The sequence below is a fragment of the Cellulosimicrobium funkei genome, assembly GCF_900155925.1.
Taxonomy (GTDB): Bacteria; Actinomycetota; Actinomycetes; order Actinomycetales; family Cellulomonadaceae; genus Cellulosimicrobium; species Cellulosimicrobium funkei.
Window position 1 is genome coordinate 155,919 of record NZ_FTMI01000004.1, and the last position, 21,860, is coordinate 177,778.

Annotated in this window: 19 protein-coding genes; 10 read left to right on the plus strand and 9 right to left on the minus strand. The window is 75.6% G+C overall.

The genetic code is table 11. The annotated features are described in order from the left end of the window. Window positions 1–8: 8 nt before the first annotated feature. Both thiE and guaA read left to right on the plus strand, forming a co-directional pair. On the plus strand, window positions 9–722 hold the full coding sequence (gene thiE / locus BXA05_RS11790; RefSeq protein ID WP_061268634.1) for a thiamine phosphate synthase: 714 nt from the start codon (window positions 9–11) through the stop codon (window positions 720–722). Window positions 723–764: 42 nt separating this feature from the next. After that, window positions 765–2,378 (plus strand): glutamine-hydrolyzing GMP synthase, encoded by a 1,614-nt coding sequence (gene guaA, locus BXA05_RS11795; protein ID WP_061268633.1) that lies wholly within the window; start codon window positions 765–767, stop codon window positions 2,376–2,378. Between the two features lie 4 nt (window positions 2,379–2,382). Here the strand turns inward: guaA and BXA05_RS11800 are convergent, their stop codons facing one another. Next, window positions 2,383–3,543: a glycosyltransferase family 4 protein gene (locus BXA05_RS11800; RefSeq protein ID WP_076405326.1), complete on the minus strand. Its 1,161-nt coding sequence runs from the start codon at window positions 3,541–3,543 to the stop codon at window positions 2,383–2,385. 207 nt (window positions 3,544–3,750) lie between these two features. On the opposite strand from BXA05_RS11800, the gene BXA05_RS20760 reads away from it, so the two are divergent. Then, window positions 3,751–4,557 (plus strand): hypothetical protein, encoded by an 807-nt coding sequence (locus BXA05_RS20760; RefSeq protein WP_076405109.1) that lies wholly within the window; start codon window positions 3,751–3,753, stop codon window positions 4,555–4,557. Between the two features lie 147 nt (window positions 4,558–4,704). On the opposite strand, the gene BXA05_RS11810 is transcribed toward BXA05_RS20760, so the two are convergent. Then, on the minus strand, window positions 4,705–5,316 hold the full coding sequence (locus tag BXA05_RS11810) for a hypothetical protein (protein WP_076405110.1): 612 nt from the start codon (window positions 5,314–5,316) through the stop codon (window positions 4,705–4,707). Further along, window positions 5,316–7,055, minus strand: coding sequence for a PspC domain-containing protein (locus BXA05_RS11815; RefSeq protein WP_143311136.1), 1,740 nt, complete (start codon window positions 7,053–7,055; stop codon window positions 5,316–5,318). Before BXA05_RS11815 ends, BXA05_RS11810 begins: the two co-directional genes overlap by 1 nt. Before the next feature lie 136 nt (window positions 7,056–7,191). Between BXA05_RS11815 and BXA05_RS11820 the strand changes: the two genes are divergently transcribed. After that, window positions 7,192–8,553, plus strand: coding sequence for an ATP-binding protein (locus BXA05_RS11820; protein WP_076405112.1), 1,362 nt, complete (start codon window positions 7,192–7,194; stop codon window positions 8,551–8,553). Continuing rightward, window positions 8,550–9,248 (plus strand): LuxR C-terminal-related transcriptional regulator, encoded by a 699-nt coding sequence (locus BXA05_RS11825; protein WP_021483838.1) that lies wholly within the window; start codon window positions 8,550–8,552, stop codon window positions 9,246–9,248. Before BXA05_RS11820 ends, BXA05_RS11825 begins: the two co-directional genes overlap by 4 nt. Window positions 9,249–9,316: 68 nt before the next feature. On the opposite strand, the gene cobA is transcribed toward BXA05_RS11825, so the two are convergent. From cobA to BXA05_RS11850, 5 genes are read right to left on the minus strand one after another with little or no spacing between them, the layout of a single operon-like run. Beyond that, window positions 9,317–10,714, minus strand: coding sequence for a uroporphyrinogen-III C-methyltransferase (gene cobA / locus BXA05_RS11830; RefSeq protein ID WP_076405113.1), 1,398 nt, complete (start codon window positions 10,712–10,714; stop codon window positions 9,317–9,319). A 37-nt stretch (window positions 10,715–10,751) separates the two neighbouring features. Then, window positions 10,752–12,140: a sulfate adenylyltransferase subunit CysN gene (locus BXA05_RS11835; protein ID WP_083711832.1), complete on the minus strand. Its 1,389-nt coding sequence runs from the start codon at window positions 12,138–12,140 to the stop codon at window positions 10,752–10,754. Continuing rightward, entirely contained in the window at window positions 12,140–13,135 is a 996-nt protein-coding gene (gene cysD, locus BXA05_RS11840; protein WP_076405114.1) for a sulfate adenylyltransferase subunit CysD, read from the minus strand. Before cysD ends, BXA05_RS11835 begins: the two co-directional genes overlap by 1 nt. 8 nt (window positions 13,136–13,143) lie before the next feature. After that, on the minus strand, window positions 13,144–14,031 hold the full coding sequence (locus BXA05_RS11845) for a phosphoadenylyl-sulfate reductase (protein WP_083711833.1): 888 nt from the start codon (window positions 14,029–14,031) through the stop codon (window positions 13,144–13,146). Further along, window positions 14,028–15,773: a nitrite/sulfite reductase gene (locus tag BXA05_RS11850; RefSeq protein WP_076405115.1), complete on the minus strand. Its 1,746-nt coding sequence runs from the start codon at window positions 15,771–15,773 to the stop codon at window positions 14,028–14,030. The genes BXA05_RS11845 and BXA05_RS11850 overlap by 4 nt, the downstream gene beginning before the upstream one ends. Before the next feature lie 412 nt (window positions 15,774–16,185). Here BXA05_RS11850 and BXA05_RS11855 point away from each other — a divergent pair, with 412 nt between their 5' ends. The 4 genes from BXA05_RS11855 to BXA05_RS11870 all read left to right on the plus strand — a co-directional run bounded on the left by BXA05_RS11855 (window position 16,186) and on the right by BXA05_RS11870 (window position 18,525). After that, window positions 16,186–16,551 carry a hypothetical protein gene (locus BXA05_RS11855; protein WP_021482514.1) on the plus strand — a complete coding sequence of 122 codons (366 nt, stop codon included), beginning with the start codon at window positions 16,186–16,188 and terminating at the stop codon, window positions 16,549–16,551. 100 nt (window positions 16,552–16,651) lie between these two features. Beyond that, window positions 16,652–17,212, plus strand: coding sequence for a PadR family transcriptional regulator (locus tag BXA05_RS11860; protein WP_076405116.1), 561 nt, complete (start codon window positions 16,652–16,654; stop codon window positions 17,210–17,212). Then, the gene (locus tag BXA05_RS11865) at window positions 17,209–18,015 is read left to right on the plus strand and encodes an alpha/beta fold hydrolase (protein ID WP_083711834.1); all 807 of its coding nucleotides are present in this window, start codon (window positions 17,209–17,211) and stop codon (window positions 18,013–18,015) included. Before BXA05_RS11860 ends, BXA05_RS11865 begins: the two co-directional genes overlap by 4 nt. A 27-nt stretch (window positions 18,016–18,042) precedes the next feature. Beyond that, on the plus strand, window positions 18,043–18,525 hold the full coding sequence (locus BXA05_RS11870; RefSeq protein WP_076405117.1) for a DUF456 domain-containing protein: 483 nt from the start codon (window positions 18,043–18,045) through the stop codon (window positions 18,523–18,525). 17 nt (window positions 18,526–18,542) lie between these two features. Here BXA05_RS11870 and BXA05_RS11875 read toward each other — a convergent pair whose 3' ends face one another. Then, window positions 18,543–18,923, minus strand: coding sequence for a VOC family protein (locus tag BXA05_RS11875; RefSeq protein WP_076405118.1), 381 nt, complete (start codon window positions 18,921–18,923; stop codon window positions 18,543–18,545). A gap of 168 nt (window positions 18,924–19,091) precedes the next feature. Between BXA05_RS11875 and pcrA the strand changes: the two genes are divergently transcribed. Then, complete coding sequence (gene pcrA, locus BXA05_RS11880) at window positions 19,092–21,845, plus strand: DNA helicase PcrA (protein ID WP_076405119.1); 2,754 nt, start codon at window positions 19,092–19,094, stop codon at window positions 21,843–21,845. The last annotated feature ends 15 nt before the right edge of the window (window positions 21,846–21,860 follow it).

The following is a 21,860-nucleotide window of genomic DNA, read 5'->3' on the forward strand; positions in this document are numbered from 1 at the left end:
TCCCGCGGGTGAGCTCCGAGACCTCCACCACCCCGGCCACTCCCGCCCCGTCGGCGGCGGACGCCGCACGCGCCCGGCTCGCCGACGCGCGGCTCTACCTCTGCACGGACGCGCGCGAGGAGCGCGGCGACCTCGAGGACTTCCTGCGGGCGGCGCTCGCGGGCGGGGTGGACGTCGTGCAGCTCCGCGACAAGACGCTCGACGTCGCGCGGGAGCTCGAGCTCCAGGAGCTCGTCGCGCGCGTCGCGACGGAGCACGGCGCGCTGTGGGCCGTGAACGACCGGGCGGACGTGGCGTCGGTCACGGGCGCGCCGGTCGTGCACATGGGCCAGGGCGACCTGCCGGTCCCGGCCGTGCGGGCGCTGCTCGGCGCGGGGCCCGTGCTCGGCCGGTCCACGCACTCGGCCGCGCAGGCGGCCGCGGCGGAGGCCGACCCGGCGGTGGACTACTTCTGCGTAGGCCCGCTGTGGGCGACCCCGACGAAGCCGGGGCGGGCCGCCGTCGGCCTGGACCTGCTGCGCGACGTCGCGGCGACCCGGCCCGCGACGCCGTGGTTCGCGATCGGCGGGATCGACGCGGACCGGCTCGACGCGGTCCTCGACGCGGGCGCGACCCGGATCGTGGTGGTGCGCGCGATCACGGCGGCGAGCGACCCGGAGGCGGCCGCCCGCGCCCTGCGCGAGCGCGTCGCGGCGCGCGCCGAGGTGCGCACCGACGCCTGAGACGCGGGACGAGCCCCGCCGCACGGCGACTATCCTGGACGGGTGACGTCACCCGCCACCGCTCCCGACACCCCCACCACCGCCGAGGTGGCCTCGACCCCGCGGCCCGTGCTCGTCGTCGACTTCGGCGCCCAGTACGCGCAGCTCATCGCGCGCCGCGTGCGCGAGGCCAAGGTCTACTCCGAGATCGTGCCGCACACCTTCACGGTCGAGCAGATGCTCGCCAAGGACCCGGCCGCGATCATCCTCTCGGGCGGTCCCTCGTCCGTGTACGCCACGGGTGCCCCGTTCGTCGACCCGGCGCTGTTCGAGGCCGGCGTGCCCGTCATGGGCATCTGCTACGGCTTCCAGGCCATGGCGAAGGCCCTCGGCGGCGAGGTCGCCCAGACGGGCCTGCGCGAGTACGGCGGCACCGAGGTCGAGGTGTGCGCCGCGGGCGTGCTGCTCGACGGCACGCCGCAGAACCAGACCACGTGGATGAGCCACGGCGACGCCGTGCACCGCGCGCCCGAGGGCTTCGAGGTCCTCGCGACGTCGTCGGGCTCGCCGGTCGCCGCGTTCGAGGACCGCGAGCGTCGCCTCTACGGCGTGCAGTGGCACCCGGAGGTCAAGCACTCCGCGCACGGCCAGACCGTGCTGGAGCACTTCCTGTACGACGGCGCGGGTCTCGCCCCGGACTGGACGCCCGGCAACGTCATCGCGGACCAGGTCGCGGCGATCCGCGCCCAGGTCGGCGACGCGCGCGTCATCTGCGCCCTCTCGGGCGGCGTGGACTCCGCCGTCGCCGCGGCGCTCGTGCAGCGCGCGGTGGGTGACCAGCTCACGTGCGTGCACGTCGACCACGGGCTGATGCGCGCGGGCGAGGTCGAGCAGATCGAGCGCGACTTCGTCGCGGCGACGGGCGTCAACCTCGTGATCCGCGACGAGAAGGAGCGGTTCCTCACCGCGCTCGCCGGGCACAGCGACCCGGAGACCAAGCGCAAGATCATCGGTCGCGAGTTCATCCGCGTGTTCGAGGACGCGGCGCGCCAGATCGTCGAGGACGCGGGCGAGCACGGCGCCGAGGTGAAGTTCCTCGTGCAGGGCACGCTCTACCCGGACGTCGTCGAGTCCGGCGGCGGCGAGGGCGCGGCGAACATCAAGAGCCACCACAACGTCGGCGGCCTGCCCGACGACCTGCAGTTCTCGCTCGTCGAGCCGCTGCGCACGCTGTTCAAGGACGAGGTCCGCGCGGTCGGCCGCGAGCTCGGCGTGCCCGAGGAGATCGTCGCGCGGCAGCCGTTCCCGGGCCCCGGGCTGGGCATCCGCATCGTCGGCGAGGTCACGGCGGACCGCCTCGAGACGCTGCGCGCCGCCGACGCGATCGCGCGCGAGGAGCTCACGAAGGCCGGCCTCGACCAGGAGATCTGGCAGTGCCCGGTCGTGCTGCTCGCCGACGTCCGCTCGGTCGGCGTCCAGGGCGACGGCCGCACCTACGGCCACCCGATCGTGCTGCGCCCCGTCTCGTCCGAGGACGCGATGACGGCCGACTGGACGCGCCTGCCCTACGACGTGCTGTCCGTCATCTCGACGCGCATCACCAACGAGGTCTCCGAGGTCAACCGCGTCGTGCTCGACGTGACGAGCAAGCCCCCGGGCACCATCGAGTGGGAGTGACCCCCTAGCGGGACGGGCGGGCCCGACGATCCACGGCGATCGTCGCGGCCCGTTCGTATGCCCGCTCCACGTCGGCGAGCACGCGCGGCCAGCCCGCCGACGACGGCACGTCCCGGTTGTGGGCGACGATCCGGTCGAGCAGGCCGTCCTCGGTCGCGAGGCGCACGAGCGCGTCGGCGAGGCCGGCGTCGTCGTCGGCCACGAGCGCGTCGACGCCGTCGGTGAGGCGCTCCGCCACGCCCGACTGCGAGCGCGTGAGCACGGCCAGCCCCGCGGCCTGGCCCTCGAGCGCGGCGATGCCGAACGCCTCCTCGACGGCGGGGGCGGCGAACACGTCGGCGCGCGCGTAGAGCCGCTGGAGGCCCGTCGCGTCGAGCCGCCCCGGGAGCGACACGACCGACCCCAGCCCGTGCTCGGCGACGAGGCGCCGCGCGTCGGCCAGCTCGGGGCCGTCCCCGGCGAGCGTCACGTGCAGCGCCCCCTCGGGGAGGCGCGCGACGGCGTCGCGCACGACCTCGAGGAACGGCAGCACGCGCTTGCGGGGCGCGAACCGCGTCGCGGCCACGACGTGGACGGCCGAGCCCTCCATGCGGTCGGCGCGCTCGGTGCGCGGGACGCGCCACGCGTCGAGGTCGAGGCCGTTGTGCAGCACCACGACCTCGCCGTGGTCGCCGACGATCCGACGCAGGGGAGCGGCGGTCAGCTCGCTCACGGCCGACCACAGCACGGGCCAGCGGGACCAGCGGACCACGCGGTCGAGCCCGGCGAACGCGCGCTCCGCGCCGCCCCAGACGCTGTGCACGGTGAGGACCGCGGGCAGCCCCGCGCGCACGACCGTCCGCAGCGACGCCTGGGTGGAGGGCGTCAGCACGCCCATGTGCAGGTGCACGACGTCGGGCCGGTCGGTCCGCAGGACCCGCGCCACGTGGTGCGGCGCGCGCGGGTGCACGGGGTACCCGCCCGGGACGCGCGCGGCGAGCCGGTGCACCGTGACGTCGCCGTCCCGCTCGGTCGACACGCCGTGCGCGCCGGGGCGCGCGGGCGTCGTGCAGACGACCGCGACGTCGTGACCGGCGGCCGCCTGCTGCTGCGCGAGCCGCGCGACCTGGGTCTCGATGCCGCCGAGCAGCGGCAGGTAGCAGTCGGTCAGGTGGGTGATGCGCACGGACCGCATCCTCCCATCCCGGCCCCGGCGGACCGCGCGGTCGTCGCCGCGCCCGCCCTGAGGTGCGCGTTCGCCGCGCGGTGGGCGTCTCCCGTCGCTACCGTGGGCCCCGTATGGGTGGTTCGACCGTCCCGTGACCGGCCCGCACCCGCGGGCCGTCTCGCGCGGGCGGCTGCAGGTGGGTCCTGACGAAGGGGAGAACGCGCCATGTCGAGCACCGTCACCGTCACACCGACGAAGGGGGCACGGGGCATCGGCCTCGTGTCGATCATCGCGGGCATCGTCCTTCTCCTCGCGGGCATCGGCACATGGATCGTCGTGTCGAACCAGCTGTCCGCCGAGGAGATCACCGTCTCCGACGACGCGTCGTTCCTCGCGGGGCGCCACGTCAACGGGCCGCTCACCGCGTACGCGCAGGCCGAGGTCATCAACAAGCACGCGCTCGAGGCGAGCGACGGCAAGACCTACGCCGAGCTCGACCAGGACGACCCGACGCGCCAGACCGTCATGACCGCCTCGTTCCTGCGCGCGTCGCTGTTCACGTCCGTCGTCGCGTTCGGGGTGTGCGCGCTCGTCATCGGGCTGGGCATCCTGTTCATCCTCGTCGGCATCGCGCTGCGCCGGCTCGCGGGCGGGCCGAGCGTCGCCGTCGAGACCCCGGGCGGCTACTCGTCGTCGGGCGACCTGTCGGACGCCGGTCGGCACGCCGCGCCCGCGCACGCCACGCCGGGGCACGTCGAGCCGTCGCCGACGGCGCCTCCCGTGCGTCCCGAGCCGACCTCCCCGGGCCGCCCGTCCGCGCTCTCGACACCCGGCGCCGAGGCCCGCGCGGCCGCTCCCGGCACGACCGCGACGCCCGTCGAGCCGACCGGTGCCGCCGGGACGGGCACGCCGAGCGCTCCGGGCTCCTCGCCCGCGGCGTCGCCCGACACCCCCACGACGACGACCGGGCCGACCACGCCCGAGCACCGGGCCGACGGCCCGACGCGGCGGGGCGATGAGCCGACCCCCTGACCGTCCCGGCAGCCCGTCCGGGCGCCGAGGACCCGCTCCCACCGGGTCGCACCGGGGAGAGCGTGCGGGGCGGCGCCGCTCGGGCACACCGAGGGCCGTGGCACGACGTGCCACGGCCCTCGGCGTACCCGGAGGTCCCGGTGCGGCTCAGCCCCGGCGGCGTCGTGCCCCGGAGACGATCGACCCGACGACGAGTGTGACCCCCGCCGCGGCGAGCACGACGATCGTCGCGAGCCCTAGGTCGACCCGGGCACCGAGCGCGGCCGCGAGCACCACGACGGCGAAGGCGACGATGACGAAGCCCCACACGATGGTGGCGACGCGCGGGCCGCGCCGCGGGAGCGGGCCGGGGTCCGCGCCCGCGCCGGGCGCCCCGCCCGTGGACGACGGGTCGGCGCCCGACGCCGTCGGGGCCGCGCCGTAGAGCGGCGCACCAGTCGACGGGGCACCGGCCGACCGGGCACCGACGGGCGGCGCGTCGGCGGGCGGCCCGTCGACCGACAGCGGGTCGGCCGGCGGCATGGCGGGCAGCGGCGTCGTGGCCCCGGTGTCGGTGGACGGTGCCGCGGCCGGGAGCGGGGTCGTCGCGCGGGCGTCGGCCGCGGGCGTCACGGCGGGGAGCGGGACCGTCGCGTCCGTCCCGGACGCCTCCCGGCGTTCCTGCTGCTGAGCCGGCTCGGGGCCCTGCGCGGGGGCGGGGTCGAACAGCTCGTCCCCGAGCGGCCGCGTGTCGTCGTCGCGGCGGTTCTCGTCGTTCATCAGTCCTCCTCGATCGTGACCTGGCCGGCGCCGACCTCGACCTGCAGCACGAGCAGTGGGTCGTCGCCCGCCTGGACCTCGTCGTTGTCGAACGTCACCGGCTGCGTGCTGACCCCGCCGATCTCCTGACGGTCGCCGTCCACGTGCCAGCGCGCGTTGCCCGCGAGCACCTGGACCTCGGCGCGGACGGGGACGCCGTCCGGCACGACGACCGTCGCGTCGCCCGCGCCGAGCCGGACGGGGACCTCGACGGGCGAGCCGGCGGTCGCGTCGGACAGGTCCAGGTCGGACAGGTCGATGCGCGGGTCGCCGAACGACACGCCGAACCCCTCCTCGGCGACCTCGGGGTCGGTGATGCGGTGCGTGCCGTCGGTGACGGTCCGCACGGAGTCGTCGACGAACACGGTGAACGGGGTCGTGCGCCACGCCGAGGCGGGGAGCGCGACGACGAGCAGGACCACCGCGAGCCAGCCGAGGCCGCCGCTCGTCCGGCCCCGGAGCCCGCTGACCACGATCGCGAGGCCCGCGAGGATCCCGCTGAGGCCCGCCCAGGTCAGGAACACCGGCCAGGGCAGCGCGCCCTGGCGGTCGAGCACGAGGAGCAGCGCCCCCAGGAGGAGGCTCAGCCCGACGACGACGCCGGTCGTCGTCGCCCCCGGGCCGCGCGGGCGCGGGGGCTTCGGCGGGCGCGGGGCCCGCGCGGCCTGCGGAGGGAGCGGCGGCTGCGGTGCGCCGCCCTGCGGGGACGGGGCGTACGGCGCGTGCGGGGGGAGGGGCGCGGTCACGCCGGGCGCGGGGGCGGCGTACGGGCTCGCCTCCGCCGACCAGACCGCGTCGTCCTGCGTCCCCGTCGGCGCACCGCCCACGGGCGACCCGCCGGGGGTGCCGGACGTCGTCGGGCCGCCCGGGTACGTCGGGCCGGGGCTGCCCCACGGGGCGTCCGAGGGTGCGCCGCCCGCGGGGGCGCCGGGGGTCGCCGTCGGGCCGTGGCCCGGGGCGTACGGGCCCTGCGCCGGACCGGCGCCGCCCGGGCCGTGACCCGGACCACCCGGGCCGTGGCCCGGACCGCCCGGCCACGGCGGAGCCTGCGGAGGCGTGCCCTGGCCGCCGCGGGGGCCGCGCTGCGTGAGCGCCGAGACCGCGACGACCGCCACGGTGACGAAGGCCGCGACCCAGAACAGGCCGGTCAGCCAGCCGAGGTGGAGCGCGTCCCACCACGACCACCAGCCGCCGCCCCACGAGAACCCGACCACGACGAACGCCGCGGCGCCGAGCAGCGCGACGTCGACGTTGCCGCGGAACGCCTCCTGGAGGTGGATGCGGCCGTCGCGACGCTCGGGCAGCAGCGCCCACGCCGCGCCGTACAGGACGAGCCCGGCGCCGGTGAGGAAGAACGTCACGAACAGCAGGCCGCGCACGACGAGCGGGTCGATCCCGAAGCGCTCCGCGACACCGGACGCGACGCCGCCGATCCAGCGGTCGTCCGACCGGTAGATGCCGACGCGGCGCACCGCGTCGAAGAAGCCGTCGGCGCCGCTCGGACGCCGGGGCGGCTCGCCCGGCGCCGCGCCCGGTGCACCCGGGGGCGGGCCGGCGGGGCCGGTCCAGCCCGGTCCGCCGCCGTGGTCGGGGTCGCTCGGCCCCGGGGGGACGGTGCCCGGCTGCGCGCCGGGTGTCTCGGTGTCGCCGCCGGAGCTCCCGGGCTGGGCGCCGGGTCCGGGGAGGTCGGGAGTGCTCATGACCACCATGCTGGTGCGCGGGGGGCGCCGCCGGTATCGGGTGCCACCCTGACCCGACCCTGAACCGTCCGGGGCCCGACCCTGGTTTCCCCGCCCGGGGGCGCTCGAGGCGTCCGCGCCGTGTGACGATCGGGGGGTGACGACAGCAGCCCGGCCCGGCGCCCGACCGCGCGACCTGCCGCTGCGCCGCCCCGAGCGCGGCCGGTGGGTGGGTGGCGTGTGCGCGGGCCTCGCGGCGCACCTCGGCGTCGGCGCCGGGGTCGTGCGCCTCGTCATGGCGCTCCTCGCGCTCGCGGGCGGCGCGGGCGTCGCGCTGTACGTGTTCTGGTGGCTCACCGTCCCGTCCGGCGACCCGCTGGCCGCGCGCGACGAGCAGCGCCCCGCCTCGCTGTCCCGGCTCGCGCCGCGCCTCCAGGGGAGCGTGCGGCGCCTGCCCGTGCGCGACGTCGCGATCGGCGTCGTCCTCCTGGGCGGCGCCGCGCTGCTCGTGGCGCTGCGCACGGGCGTCGACGTCGAGGTCTCCTGGGTCATCCCCGTGCTCATCGCGCTCGCGGGCGCGGCGCTCGCGTGGAGCCAGCTCGACGCCGTCGAGCGGGGGCGGCTGCTCACGCGGGCGGGCGGGCGCACGCCCGCCGGCGTCGTGCGCATCGCGGGCGGCGTCGTGCTCGTGCTCGTCGGCATCGTGCTGCTCGTGGGGCAGGACGCGCGGCCCACCCAGGTCGTGCGCGCCGCGGTGGCCGCGGTCGCGGTGCTCGCCGGCGTCGCGATCGTGCTCGCTCCGTGGTGGCTGCGGCTCGTGCGCGAGCTCGGCGACGAGCGCGCCGCCCGGGCGCGCGAGGCCGAGCGGGCCGACATCGCCGCGCACCTGCACGACTCCGTGCTCCAGACGCTCGCCCTCATCCGCGCCCGGTCCTCCGACGCCGACACCGTCGCGCGCCTCGCGCGCGCCCAGGAGCGCGAGCTGCGCGAGTGGCTCTACGACGACCGCCCCTCGCCCGGGACGTCGCTCGCCGCCGAGCTGCGCGCGCTCGTGGCGGAGGTCGAGGACGGGCGCGTGGGCCGCCGCGCCGAGCCGATCGGCGCGGCGCCCGGTGCGCCCGAGCCGGGGCCGGTCGTCGTCGACGTCGTCGTGGTGGGGGACTGCACCCCGACGCAGGAGACGGCGGCGCTCCTCCAGGCGACGCGCGAGGCGCTCGTCAACGCCGTCGCGCACGGCGGGCCGCCGTACTCCGTCTACCTCGAGGTGAGCGACGCGGCGGTCGAGGTGTTCGTCCGCGACCGGGGCGAGGGCTTCGACATGGACGACGTCGCCCCCGACCGGTTCGGGGTGCGCGAGTCGATCCTCGGGCGCGTGCAGCGCCGCGGGGGCAAGGCCGAGATCATCAGCAGGCCGGGGTGGGGCACCGAGGTACGGTTGCGCGTGCCGCGGGCCGTGTCGACGGACGTGCCGACGGACCCCGGCCCGGCGCGGACCGCACCGAGCGAGGAGACCCCGTGACGACCATCCCCAGCGCGACGCCCGACGGCGCACCCGCCACCGGGCCGGTGCCCGTGGTGCTCGTCGACGACCACCACATGTTCCGGGCCGGTGTGCGCGCGAGCCTCGACCCGGCGCTCGTCACGGTCGTGGGCGAGGCGGACGACGTGGGGTCGGCGGTCGCGCGCGTGCACGAGCTGCGGCCGCCGGTCGTGCTGCTCGACGTGCACCTGCCCGGCGGGAACGGCGGCGGGGGCGCGGAGGTCATCCAGCGCTGCGCCGACGTGCTGGGCGACGTGCGGTTCCTCGCGCTGTCCGTGTCGGACGCCGCGGAGGACGTCGTCGCGGTCATCCGCGCCGGCGCGCGCGGGTACGTGACGAAGGCGATCTCGGGGCCGGACCTGTCGGCCGCCGTCGGGCAGGTCGCGGGCGGCGACGCGGTGTTCTCGCCGCGGCTCGCGGGCTTCGTGCTCGACGCGTTCGGCACGGGCGCGGGCGACGTCGCCGTGCACGACGACGAGCTCGACCGGCTCTCCGCGCGCGAGCAGGAGGTCATGCGCCTCATCGCGCGCGGGTACACGTACCGCGAGGTCGCGTCGGAGCTGTTCATCTCGATCAAGACCGTCGAGACCCACGTCTCCGCGGTCCTGCGCAAGCTCCAGCTGTCGTCCCGTCACGAGCTCACCCGCTGGGCGGCCCAGCGCCGCCTCCTCTGAGCCCCGCCCACCGCTGAGTGCGGGAAACAGTCGTGCGGAACGGATCCGAGGGCGACTGTTTCATGCACTCAGCGCGGGGCGGGCGGGGTGCGGGGCGGCCAGGCGGGGGAGAGGGTGACCACGTCGCCGACGACGGTCACGGCCGGGGGCCGCACTCCGGCCTCGCGGGCCCGCTCGGCGATGGTCGCGAGCGTCCCGACCGTCGTCCGCTGGCGCGGGCCGTAGCCGTCCTCGACCACCGCGACCGGCGTGTCGGGCGAGCGGCCCTGCGCGACGAGCGCCGCGGCGGTCTCCGCGAGGCGCGAGACACCCATGAGCAGGACGACGGTGTGGTCGCTCGCCGCGGGGACCTTCCCGACGTCCTCGTGCCCCGTGAGCACGGTGAACCCGCGCGACAGGCCCCGGTGCGTCACCGGGATGCCCGCGGCGGCGGGCACGGAGACGGCGCTCGTCACGCCGGGCACGACCTCCACCGGGACGCCGTGGGCGCGGCACGCGTCGAGCTCCTCGCCACCCCGTCCGAACACGTACGGGTCGCCGCCCTTGAGCCGGACGACCCGCTTCCCCACGAGCGCGTGGTGCACGAGGATCCGGTTGATCTCGTCCTGCGGCACGGGGTGGTTGCCCGACGTCTTGCCGACGTCCACCACGACGACGTCGTCGCCGAGCTCGGCGAGCAGCGCGCGCGGCGCGAGCCGGTCGACCACGACGACGTCGGCCTCCGCGAGCACCCGGCGCCCGCGCACGGAGATCAGGCCCGCGTCGCCCGGCCCCCCGCCGACGAGGGCGACGGAGCCCACGGGCCGCACGAGCGGCGCCGTGACGGGTCCCGCCCCGGTGGCCTCGTGCCCGGCGTCGCCAGACCCCGCGGCGACGGCGCGGGACGGCCGTACCGCCCGCAGCGGGAGCTCGCCCGTCTCGAGGAGCACCGCGACGGCGTCGCGCACGCGCTGGGCGCGCCGCGGGTCGCGACCGGCGTTGACGGCCACCGTGACCTCGGCCTCCCCGGCCCCGGAGGAGGAGCCCGGCACGACCGTGCGCGCGACGGCCGGGACCCACGCGGTCGCGCGCTCGGCGTCGCCCGCGGTGACGCAGAAGACGCGGCCCGCCTCGGCGTCGGCCGCGACCTCGGCGTCGACGCGGGCGTCGCCCGTCGCGGTGTGGACGAGCCACGCGCCGTCGAGGTCGCCCGTGAGGTAGTCGCGCCGCACCCAGGAGAGTCGGGCGTCCCGCGCCGGGACCGCCGCCGCTGCGTGCGCCGCGTGACCGGCGGTCCCCGGGCCGTGGGCCGCGAGCAGCTCGGCGAGGTCCTCGCACACGTACGGCGCGACGACGGTCACGACCGCGCCCGCGTCGAGGACGCCTCGCGCGCGGCGTGCGGCGACGGGCCCGCCGCCGACGACGACGACGCGACGGCCGTCGAGACGCAGGCCCAGGGGGTACGTCTCGTGGGTGGGTACGGTCACGGTTCCGGCCTCGGTCTCGGTCTCGGTGGCGAAGGAGCTAGATGGCGTAGGAGCCGGGACGCTCGGCCGGCCGGCGGGCGGCGGCGAGCGCGTCACCGACCATGCCGGCGGCGAGCGTGCCGCCGTCCTGGGCGTCGACGAGCAGGAACGCGCCCGTGCGGCGCGCCACGACGTACTCCTCGGCCGCGACGGGCGACGCGAGCCGCAGCGTCACGCGGCCGATGTCGTTGAGCTCCAGGCGCTCGGCGGGCTCGAGCTCGGCCGTGTCCAGGTCGAGGCGCCCGACGACGTCGCGCACCACGGCCTGCACGGTGCGGGTCGTGTGCTTGAGCAGCACGCGCGCGCCGGGCAGGAGCGGACGGTCGCCCAGCCACGCGACCGTGCCCTCGACGTCCTGCGTGACGTCGGGGGCCTCGGCCGCGGACGCGAGGAGGTCGCCGCGCGCGACGTCCACGTCGTCGGCGAGGCGGATCGTCACCGACTGCGGGGCGAACGCCTCGGTGAGCTCCGTGCCGCTCGCGAGGGAGTCGGCGGTGTCGATCCCGACGACCGTCGTGCGGCGCCCGGAGGGCAGCACCACGACCTCGTCGCCGACCGTCACGACGCCCGACGCGACCTGCCCGGCGTACCCGCGGTAGTCGCGGTAGCGCTCGTCGGCCGCGGCCTGCGGGCGGATGACGACCTGGACGGGGAAGCGGAACGCCTCGGCCTCGGGGTCGTCGCCCGTCGGGAGCTCCTCGAGCAGCTCGAGCAGGCTCGGGCCGTCGTACCAGGGCGTGCGCGCGCTCGCCCGGTCCACGACGTTGTCGCCGACGAGCGCCGAGACGGGGATCGTGTGCACGTCGCCGACGCCGAGCGACGTCGCCGCCGCCCGGATGTCCGCGGCGAGCTCGGCGTAGCGCGCCTCGCTGTAGTCGACGAGGTCGATCTTGTTCACCGCGACGACGACGTGCGGCACGCGCAGCAGGCTCGCGACGGCGAGGTGGCGGCGCGTCTGCTCCAGCAGGCCCTTGCGCGCGTCGATGAGCAGCACGACGACATCCGCCGTCGACGCCCCCGTCACGGTGTTGCGCGTGTACTGCACGTGCCCGGGGCAGTCGGCGAGGATGAACGAGCGGCGCGCGGTCGCGAAGTACCGGTACGCGACGTCGATCGTGATGCCCTGCTCGCGCTCGGCCCGCAGGCCGTCGGTGAGCAGCGCGAGGTCGGCGGTCTCCAGCCCGCGGTCGCGCGAGACGCGCTCGACCGCGTCGAGCTGGTCGGCGAGCACGGACTTCGAGTCGAACAGCAGGCGGCCCACGAGCGTGGACTTGCCGTCGTCGACGGAGCCCGCCGTCGCGAGGCGCAGCAGCGTGCCGCGGCGCGCGTCGTCGAGCGGGGGCGCCGCGTCCGCGGTGACGGTACCGGTGGTGGTGTGGGTGCCCATCAGAAGTACCCCTCCTTCTTGCGGTCCTCCATGGCGGCCTCGGAGAGGCGGTCGTCGGCGCGGGTCGCGCCGCGCTCGGTGATGCGCGTCGCGGCGACCTCGGCGATGACGTCGTCGACGCCTGCCGCGTCCGAGCGCACGGCGCCGGTGCACGACATGTCGCCGACCGTCCGGTAGCGCACGGTCTCCGTCCGCAGCGACGCGGTCTCGGCGTCCGTGCGGGGCTCCGAGTACGGCCCGACGGCGAGCAGCATCCCGTCGCGGTCGAACACCTCGCGCTCGTGCGCGTAGTAGAGCGCGGGGAGCTCGATGCGCTCGCGCGCGATGTAGCGCCACACGTCGAGCTCGGTCCAGTTCGACAGCGGGAACACGCGGACGTGCTCGCCCGGGCGGTGCCGCCCGTTGTAGAGGTTCCACAGCTCCGGGCGCTGGTTGCGCGGGTCCCACTGGCCGAACTCGTCGCGCAGGGAGAACACGCGCTCCTTGGCGCGCGCCTTCTCCTCGTCGCGACGGCCGCCGCCGAACACGGCGTCGAACCGGTGCCCCGAGATGGCGTCGAGCAGCGGCTGCGTCTGGAGCGGGTTGCGCGTGCCGTCGGCGCGCTCGCGCAGCCGGCCGTCGTCGATGTAGTCCTGCACGCGCGCCACCTCGAGGCGCAGGCCGAGGCGCTCGGCCGTCGCGTCGCGGTAGGCCAGGACCTCGGGGAAGTTGTGCCCGGTGTCGACGTGCAGCACGGGGAACGGCACCGGGCCGGGCGCGAACGCCTTGACCGCGAGGTGGAGCATCACCACGGAGTCCTTGCCGCCGCTGAACAGCAGGACCGGTCGCTCGAACTCGGCGACGACCTCCCGCACGATGTGGATGCCCTCGCTCTCGAGCGCGTCGAGCTGGGCGAGGCGGCGCCCGCCGGGGAGCGCCGCGGCCGGGGTCGTGCCCGCGGCGGCGGAGGCGCCGGGGGAGCCCGGCGCGTCGGTCGTCAGGTCGATGGTCGTCATGCCCGTCCTCATACGTGGAGTCCGCACTCTGTCTTGTCGAGCCCCGCCCAGCGGCCGGCCCTCGGGTCCTCGCCCGGCGCGACGCGCCGGGTGCACGGCTGGCAGCCGATCGACGGGTAGCCGTCGTGGAGCAGGGGGTTGAGCACCACCTGGTGCCGCGCCGCGTACGCGAGCAGGTCGTCGAAGGACCACGCCGCGAGCGGGTTGATCTTCACGAGCCCGTTCTTCTCGTCGAACGTGACGAGCGGCGTGCCGGTCCGGGTCGGGGCCTCGTCGCGGCGCACGCCCGTGACCCACACCTCGTAGCCCGCGAGCGTGCGGTGCAGCGGCTCGACCTTGCGCAGCTGGCAGCACAGCGCCGGGTCGCGGCCGAACAGGTCCTTGCCGTGCGCCGCGTCCTGCTGGGCGACCGTGAGCTCGGGCCTGACGTCGACGATCGTCACGTCCAGCTGCTGCTCGACGGCGTCCCGCGTCCCGACGGTCTCGGCGAAGTGGTAGCCCGTGTCGAGGAAGAGCACGTCGACCCAGGGGATCTGCGCCGCGACGACGTGGGGGAGCACCGCGTCGGCCATGGAGCACGCGACCGCGACGGACGTCCCGAACTCGCGCGCCGCCCAGGCGACCACCTCGTCGGCGGTCGCCTCCGGGCGCGTGGCGCCCTCGACGCCGGGCGTGCCCACGCCGTGCAGCAGCTCGGCGCCGCGCCGCGCGATCTCGCGCAGCTGGTCGGTCGAGCGCTTCTCCCGGCCCTGCGCGGCCTGCCGCGCACGCTCCGCGTGGTGCGCGGCCTTCGCGCCCTCGCGCTGCTCCGTCCGGGCCCGCGCCGCGGCGCGCAGCGCCGCGAGCGGGTCGGTGCCCGCGGGTGCGGCGCTCCCGCCGGTCAGGTCCGCGGTCATCGGAGCGCCTCCTCGTCCGCACGGTGCGCCCACTCGGCGAACGTCTCGGACCCGTCCTTGTCGCTCTCGTAGCGCCGGACGACGCGCTCGACGTAGTCGGTGAGGTCGTCCGCGGTCACCTTGAGCCCGCGCACGGTCCGGCCCAGCCCCGCGAGCTCGCGGTCGTCGGAGGCCAGCCCGCCGCCCAGGTGGACCTGGAAGCCCGGGACCTGCCGGCCGTCGTCGTCCATGACGAGCTGGCCCTTGAGGCCGATGTCCGCCGTCTGGATGCGCGCGCACGAGTTGGGGCAGCCGTTGACGTGCAGGGAGAGCGGCTTCATCTGGGACAGGTCCCCGAGCCGCTGCTCGAGCTCGTCGATCGTCGCGGTCGCGGTGTCCTTCGTGTCGACGATCGCGAGCTTGCAGTACTCGATGCCGGTGCACGCGATCATGCTGCGCCGGAACGGGCTCGGCCGGGCGTCGAGGCCGTTCTCCTTGAGCGTCGACACGACGTGCTCGACGTGCTCGTCCGGCACGTCGAGGACGAGGAGCTTCTGGTGCGGGGTGAGGCGCACGCGGTGCGACCCGACCGACTCCGCGAGGTCGGCGACGTTCGCGAGGATCGTGCCGGACACGCGCCCGACGTACGGCGCCGCCCCGACGTAGTTGAGCCCGTCCTTCTGCTTGTGCACGCCCACGTGGTCACCGGGGACGGTCGGCTTGGGCGCCGGGGGGCCGTCGGGCAGCGCGTACCCGAGGTACTCGGTCTCGAGGACCTCGCGGAACTTCTCCGGCCCCCAGTCGGCGAGCAGGAACTTCAGGCGCGCCTTGTTGCGCAGCCGGCGGTAGCCGTAGTCGCGGAAGATCTGCACGACGCCGTGCCACACGTCGGGCACCTGCTCCTCGGTGACGAACGCCCCGAGGCGCTCCCCGAGACGCGGGTTCGCGGACAGGCCGCCGCCGACCCACAGGTCGAACCCGACGCCCAGCTCGGGGTGGCGGTGCGCGACGAACGCGACGTCGTTGATCTCGTGGACGACGTCCTGGCTCGGGTGGCCGGTGAGCGCCGTCTTGAACTTGCGGGGCAGGTTCGCGAGCTCGGGGACGCCGATGTACTTCTCGGTGATCCCCGCGACGGCCGGGCCGATGTCGATGAGCTCGTCGGCGGCGATGCCCGCGACGGGGCTGCCGAGCACGACGCGCGGGACGTCGCCGCACGCCTCGGTCGTCTGCAGCCCGACGGACTCCAGGCGGCGCCAGATCTCGGGGACGTCCTCGACCTCGACCCAGTGGAGCTGGATGTTCTGGCGGTCGGTGATGTCCGCGCTGTCGCGGGCGAACTCCGTCGAGATGCCCGCGACGACGCGCAGCTGCTCGGTCGTGAGCGCCCCACCGTCGATGCGGACCCGGAGCATGAAGTACCGGTCCTCGAGCTCGTGCGGCTCGAGCGTCGCGGTCCTGCCGCCGTCGATCCCGGGCTTGCGCTGCGTGTACAGGCCCCACCAGCGGAAGCGTCCGTGCAGGTCGTCGCCGGGGATGGAGTCGAAGCCGTCGCGCGCGTAGATCGTCTCGATGCGCTCGCGGACGGACAGGCCGCCGTCCTCCTGCTTCCACTTCTCGTTCGCGTTGAGCGGCTCGGTGCCGTCGACCTTCCACTGCCCGTTCGGTCGAGCGGCGCGCGCGGGGCGCTCGGCGGTCCGCGGCGGACGGGCGGGAGGAGTGCTGCCGTCCGTGGCCTCGGGCGCAGTCGGTGCCTGCGTCATCGGGGTTCCTCGTGTCCTCGTTGGGGGGCGGGGACGCGCGACGGCGAGCGCTCAGCGAGGATGCTGCGAGTGGCTGAGGACCGACGGCGCGCGCCGGTTCTCAGGGGTTCTCGGGAAGAGAGGCGAGCGACGGCTCGCGCTGAGTCGGGCGCGGTTCAGCGACAACAGCTCAGACACGTGTGCGCGCACGCCGGCGTCCCGTGACCGGAGGTCACGAGGAGGGTGCGGGCAGCCGTGGTCATGCCGAGAACAGTAGCCGCGGTCCGGACGCGTGGACAGCCCCGGTCCGCATGGTGGGAAACCGAAAATAGTAGACCGATTCGGTCTGCTTTGTCGAGCGCCGTAGATCGCCGGGCGCATCTCACCTTGTGCAAAGTTTCACGACAGGGTCGTCAGCAAATACCATGGGGTCATGGAGTTCCTCTACAACGTCTTCGTCGCGCTGCACTTCATCGGGTGGGCCATCGTGCTCGGTGGCTACCTCGCGTCCCTGCGCTCGCCGGGCCTGTACAAGGGCGTCTTCCACGGGGCGCTCACCGCGCTCGTCGCGGGGATCGCCATGGTCGGGATCGGTGAGGCCTCGGTCTGGGGCGACGGTGGCCCGGACATGGCCAAGATCGGCGTCAAGCTGGTCGTCGCCCTCGTCATCGCCGTCCTCGCGTTCGTCGCCAAGCGCCAGGGGGCCAAGTCCTCCGACGGCGCCGTGGCGCCGGGCCTCAAGCACGCCATCGGCGGCCTGACCCTCGTCAACATCCTCGTCGCCGTGTTCTGGAACTGACCGCACCACCGGCACCCGGCCCGTCGACGCTCCGCGTCGGCGGGCCGTCGTCGTCTCGGGAAGCGTTGACCTGGTTCTAGGTGCATGGTCCACTAGTCGCATGGTCCTTCGATACCTCGTGCTCGGGCTCCTCACGGTCCGGCCCATGACCGGCTACGACCTCAAGCGCGCGTTCGACACCTCGGTGCACCACTTCTGGGCCGCGGACCGCTCGCAGCTCTACCGCACGCTCGCGGCCCTCGTCGACGCGCGCCTCGCGGAGGTGGAGGTCGTGCCGCAGGAGAGCTACCCCGACCGCAAGGTCCACACGATCACCGCCGCGGGCCGCGCGGCGCTCCGCGACTGGCTCGCCGCGCCGCTCGAGCCGGAGGACGCGCGCGAGCCCTTCCTCGGGCGGCTGTTCTTCGCCGACCAGCTCGACGACGCGGGCGTCGCGGAGCTCCTCGCGTCCCGCCGCGCGCAGGCGGAGGAGGCGGTCGCGGCGCTCGCCGCCGAGCACGAGCGCGTCGCCGCCGTCCTCGCCGACGGCGGTACCGACGCCGACCGCGTCCGCGGCACCCGGGGGCTCGCCCTGCGCCTCGCCACGCTCCGCCACGGCCTCGCGCACGCCCGGACCGAGCTCGCGTGGCTCGACGAGACCGAGCGGGAGGTGCTCCCGTGACCACGCCGGACGCCGTCGGGCGCCACCCCGCGACGCCGCCCGACGGGTCCGGGGCGGACGAGGTCTCCGTCGTCCTGCTGCACGGCGGCAACGTCGCGTCGTGGATGTGGGAGCCGCAGGTCGAGCACCTCGCCGACCTCGACGTCCGGACGCCGGACCTGCCCGGCTTCGGGTCCCGGGCGGCCGAGGACGTCGTGTCGCTGGACGCCACCGCCGACGACGTGGCCGCCCTCGTCGCGGCTCTGCCCGCGGGCCGGGCCGTGCACCTCGTCGGGCTGTCGTACGGCGGGATCGTCGCCCTCCGTGCCGCGGCGCGGCACCCCGGGCTCGTGCGCTCCGTCCTCGCGTCCGGCGCTGCGGTCGACGGCGTGCCGGGTCTCGCCGGGGCCGTCGGGCGCGCCCAGCTCCGGGTGTGGGACCGGCGCTGGTACTGGGAAGCGCAGGCCCGCGCTTTCCGCCTCCCCGCCGACGCGCGCGACGTCTTCGTCCGGACCGGCCTCGCGATCCGCCGCGACAACATGGCCCGCACCCTGCGTGACGTCTACGGCGGCTGCTGGCCGACCGGCCTCGAGGCGTCGGGTACGCGCGTCCTCGCCGTCGCGGGCTCGCGCGACCTGCGCGCCGCGCGCTCCGCGCTCGGGACGATCGCCCGCCGGGTGCCGGACGCCGTCGTCCGCCTGGCGCCCGGCATGCACCACCAGTGGAGCGCGGAGGACCCCGACCTGTTCAGCGCGATGATCCGCTCGTGGGTGGTCGACGGCGTCGCGCACCCCCGGCTGGTCCCGCCCGCGGGGCGTGCGTAGCGCGCCGGACGTGCGAGGGTTTCCCCCGTGAGCGTCGGTGGAGAGGTCCTCGTCGGGCTGGCGATCCTGGTCGGGCTGATCGGGATCGTCGTGCAGATCCTGCCCGGGAACGTGCTCGTGCTCGGGGCGATCCTCGTGTGGGCGATCGTCACGGGCGGCACGGCCGCCTGGGTCGTCTTCGCGGTCGCGGCCGTGCTCGTCGTCGCCGCGGAGGTGTCCCAGTACGTCCTCGCGGGTCGGCACATGCGCCGGGCGGACGTCCCGTGGTCGACGCTCGTGTGGGGCGGTATCGCGGGCGTCGTCGGGTTCTTCGTCATCCCGGTGGTCGGGCTCTTCATCGGGTTCGTGCTCGCCGTGTTCCTCGCCGAGCTCGTGCGCCGCCGCGACCGGCGCGCCGCCTGGCGCGCGACGGTCGCCGCGATGCAGGCGACCGGCATCACGATCCTCGTCCAGCTCCTCGGCGGGCTGCTCGCCGCCGCGACGTGGGGCGTCGGGCTCGCGATCACGTGACCCGGGGGTGTCCCCGGTCAGCCGGGGAGCCCCATCACGTAGAGGGTGTTGCCGTCGGCGTCGCGCAGAGCGAACATCGGCGGGACCCCCTCCCAGCGCAGGAGCTCGCCTGTGTCCGCGCCCGCCGCGGTGAGCGTCGCGTGGTCGCCGGCGGCGTCCGTCGTCGTGAGGCGGATGCCGGTGTCGACGCCCGCGCCGCGGCTGTCGTCGGCCGGGACGAGCGCGACGGACGTCCCGGCGCCCGGGGGCGCGACCTCGATCCAGCGGAAGCCCTCCTGGAGCTCGCCGTCCATGCGGAGCTCGAAGCCGAGCGTCCCGGTGTAGTAGGCGAGCGCGCGGTCCTGGTCGGTGACCGGGATCGCGACGGTGTGCACGCCCGTGAGGTGCGTCGTCGTCATGGGGACTCCTTCGTGGTGCGGGCCGTGCTGCGCGCACGTGCGGCGGACGAAGGAGAGACCGGACCGGGCGGCAGGACTCATCGGCACGACCCGCCGGTGAGGACCGTCGGCGGACGCGCCGGGCGGGCGGTGCCGGGTGTGGGCGCGGGCGCCTAGGCTGGAGGGGCTATGGCTTCGCTCTTCGAGAACCTCCCGCTGCCCGGCCTCGACACGCTGTTCGACGGCCCGCGCGTCGACCACGGCGGCGAGTCCCGCCTCCCGCGGACCGCCCCGCGCTGGACCGACGACCCGGCCGTGCCCGACGGCGCGGGGTCGCCCGCCGGGGACGGCGCGCCGGGCACGACCGGCGGTGCGCCGTCGGGCGAGCGCCGCGGGCGGTACGCGCACCTCGACCCCGACGCTCTGCTCGACGGGCTCAACCCGCAGCAGCGCGAGGCCGTCGTGCACGCGGGCGGGCCGCTGCTCATCGTCGCGGGCGCCGGGTCGGGCAAGACGCGCGTGCTGACGCACCGCATCGCGCACCTGCTCGCCACGGGCCGGGCGCGGGCGGGCCAGATCCTCGCGATCACGTTCACCAACAAGGCCGCGGCCGAGATGCGCGAGCGCGTCGAGGCGCTCGTCGGGCCGTCGGCGCGGAACATGTGGGTCTCCACGTTCCACTCGGCGTGCGTGCGCATCCTGCGGCGCGAGGCGAAGACGCTCGGCCTGCGGTCGAGCTTCTCGATCTACGACGCCGCGGACTCCCAGCGGCTCATCACCCTCGTCACGCGCGAGCTCGACCTGGACCCGAAGAAGTACCCGGCCCGGTCGCTCGCCAACAAGATCTCGGACCTCAAGAACGAGCTCATCGACCCCGAGACCTACGCGCGCGACTCCGGCGCCCACGCGACGGACGACGGCCTCGCGGCGCGGGCCGGCCAGCACGGCGCGAACGTGCCCGAGTTCGACCAGGTGCTCGCCGACGTCTACACGCGCTACCAGGCCCGTCTCGTCGCGGCCAGCGCGCTCGACTTCGACGACATCATCATGACCACGGTGAACCTGCTCCAGGCGTTCCCCGCGGTCGCCGAGCACTACCGCCGCCGGTTCCGCCACGTGCTCGTCGACGAGTACCAGGACACCAACCACGCGCAGTACGTGCTCGTGCGCGAGCTCGCGGGCGTGGGGGAGGACTCCGCGGCGACCGACGCGGCGACGAGCGGCACGGGCGAGGCGCAGGTCCCGGCGCTCGACCCGGCCGAGCTCACGGTAGTCGGCGACGCCGACCAGTCGATCTACGCGTTCCGCGGCGCGACGATCCGCAACATCCTCGAGTTCGAGGCCGACTACCCGGACGCCCGGACCATCCTGCTCGAGCAGAACTACCGCTCGACCCAGAACATCCTCTCGGCCGCCAACGCCGTCATCTCGCGCAACCCCGACCGCAAGCCCAAGCGCCTGTGGACGGACTCGGGCGCGGGCGCGAAGGTCATCGGCTACGTCGCGGACAACGAGCACGAGGAGGCGCGGTTCGTCGCGGAGGAGATCGACCGCCTCGGCGACACCGAGGGCGTGCGTCCCGGCGACGTCGCGGTCTTCTACCGCACGAACGCGCAGTCCCGGGCGCTGGAGGAGGTGCTCATCCGCGTCGGCCTGCCGTACAAGGTCGTCGGCGGCACGCGCTTCTACGAGCGGCGCGAGGTCAAGGACGCCGTGGCGTACCTGCGCGCGATCGACAACCTCGACGACGACGTCAACCTGCGCCGCGTCCTCAACGTGCCCAAGCGCGGTCTCGGCGACCGCGCCGAGGGTGCCGTCGCGGCGCTCGCGGACCGCGAGCGCATCTCGTTCGGCGCGGCGCTCGCCCGCATCGACGAGATCCCCGGCCTGACGAACCGCACGCTCAACCCGCTGCGCGCCTTCGCGGAGCTGATGACCGGGCTGCGCGAGCTCGCCGACTCCGGCGCGAGCCCGTCCGAGATCCTCGGCGCCGTCCTCGACCGCACGGGCTACCTCGCCGAGCTGCGCGCGAGCGACGACCCGCAGGACGCGACGCGCGTCGAGAACCTCGCCGAGCTGCACGCCGTCGCGACGGAGTTCAGCGAGCTCGACCCCGAGGGCACGCTGTCCGACTTCCTCGAGCGCGTCTCGCTCGTCGCCGACGCGGACCAGATCCCCGCGGACGACGGCGCCGACGAGGAGGACGAGGGCGAGGAGAAGGAGGACCCGGGCGTCGTCACCCTCATGACGCTGCACACCGCGAAGGGCCTCGAGTTCCCCGTCGTCTTCCTCACCGGCATGGAGGACGGCACGTTCCCGCACATGCGGTCCCTGCACGACGACGCCGAGCTCGCCGAGGAGCGCCGCCTCGCCTACGTGGGCATCACCCGCGCGCGCGAGCGGCTCTACGTGTCGCGGTCCGCGGTGCGCTCCGCGTGGGGCATGGCGAACGAGTTCCCGCCGAGCCGGTTCCTCGAGGAGATCCCCGAGGAGCTGTGGGACTGGCGGCGGCGCGAGTCGTCGATGGCGACGCTGCGCGCGGGCGGGTCCGTTTGGGGCCGCGGCTCGGGCTCGTGGTCAGGTTCGCGTTCGGGATTCGGGTCGGGGGCGCGGACAGGCGCCGACGACGACGGGTCTACCATCCGCGGCCCTCGTTCCTCGGGCCGCTCCCGCCAGACCCGCCACGACCCGTCGTCGTCGGCCCCTGCCCGCGCCGCGTTCGGCTCGCCGTCCGGCGGGGCGAAGTTCGGGTCCGCGACGCCGCGGGCCGACGGGGACGTGCCGAACCTCGCCGTCGGAGACAAGGTCACGCACGACGCGTACGGGCTCGGGACGGTCGTCTCGCTCGAGGGCGCGGGGCCGAACGCCGTCGCGAAGATCGACTTCGGCGCGGACGGCACCAAGCGGCTGCTGCTGCGGTACTCGCCCGTCACGAAGCTCTGACGCTCCACGCCCCGA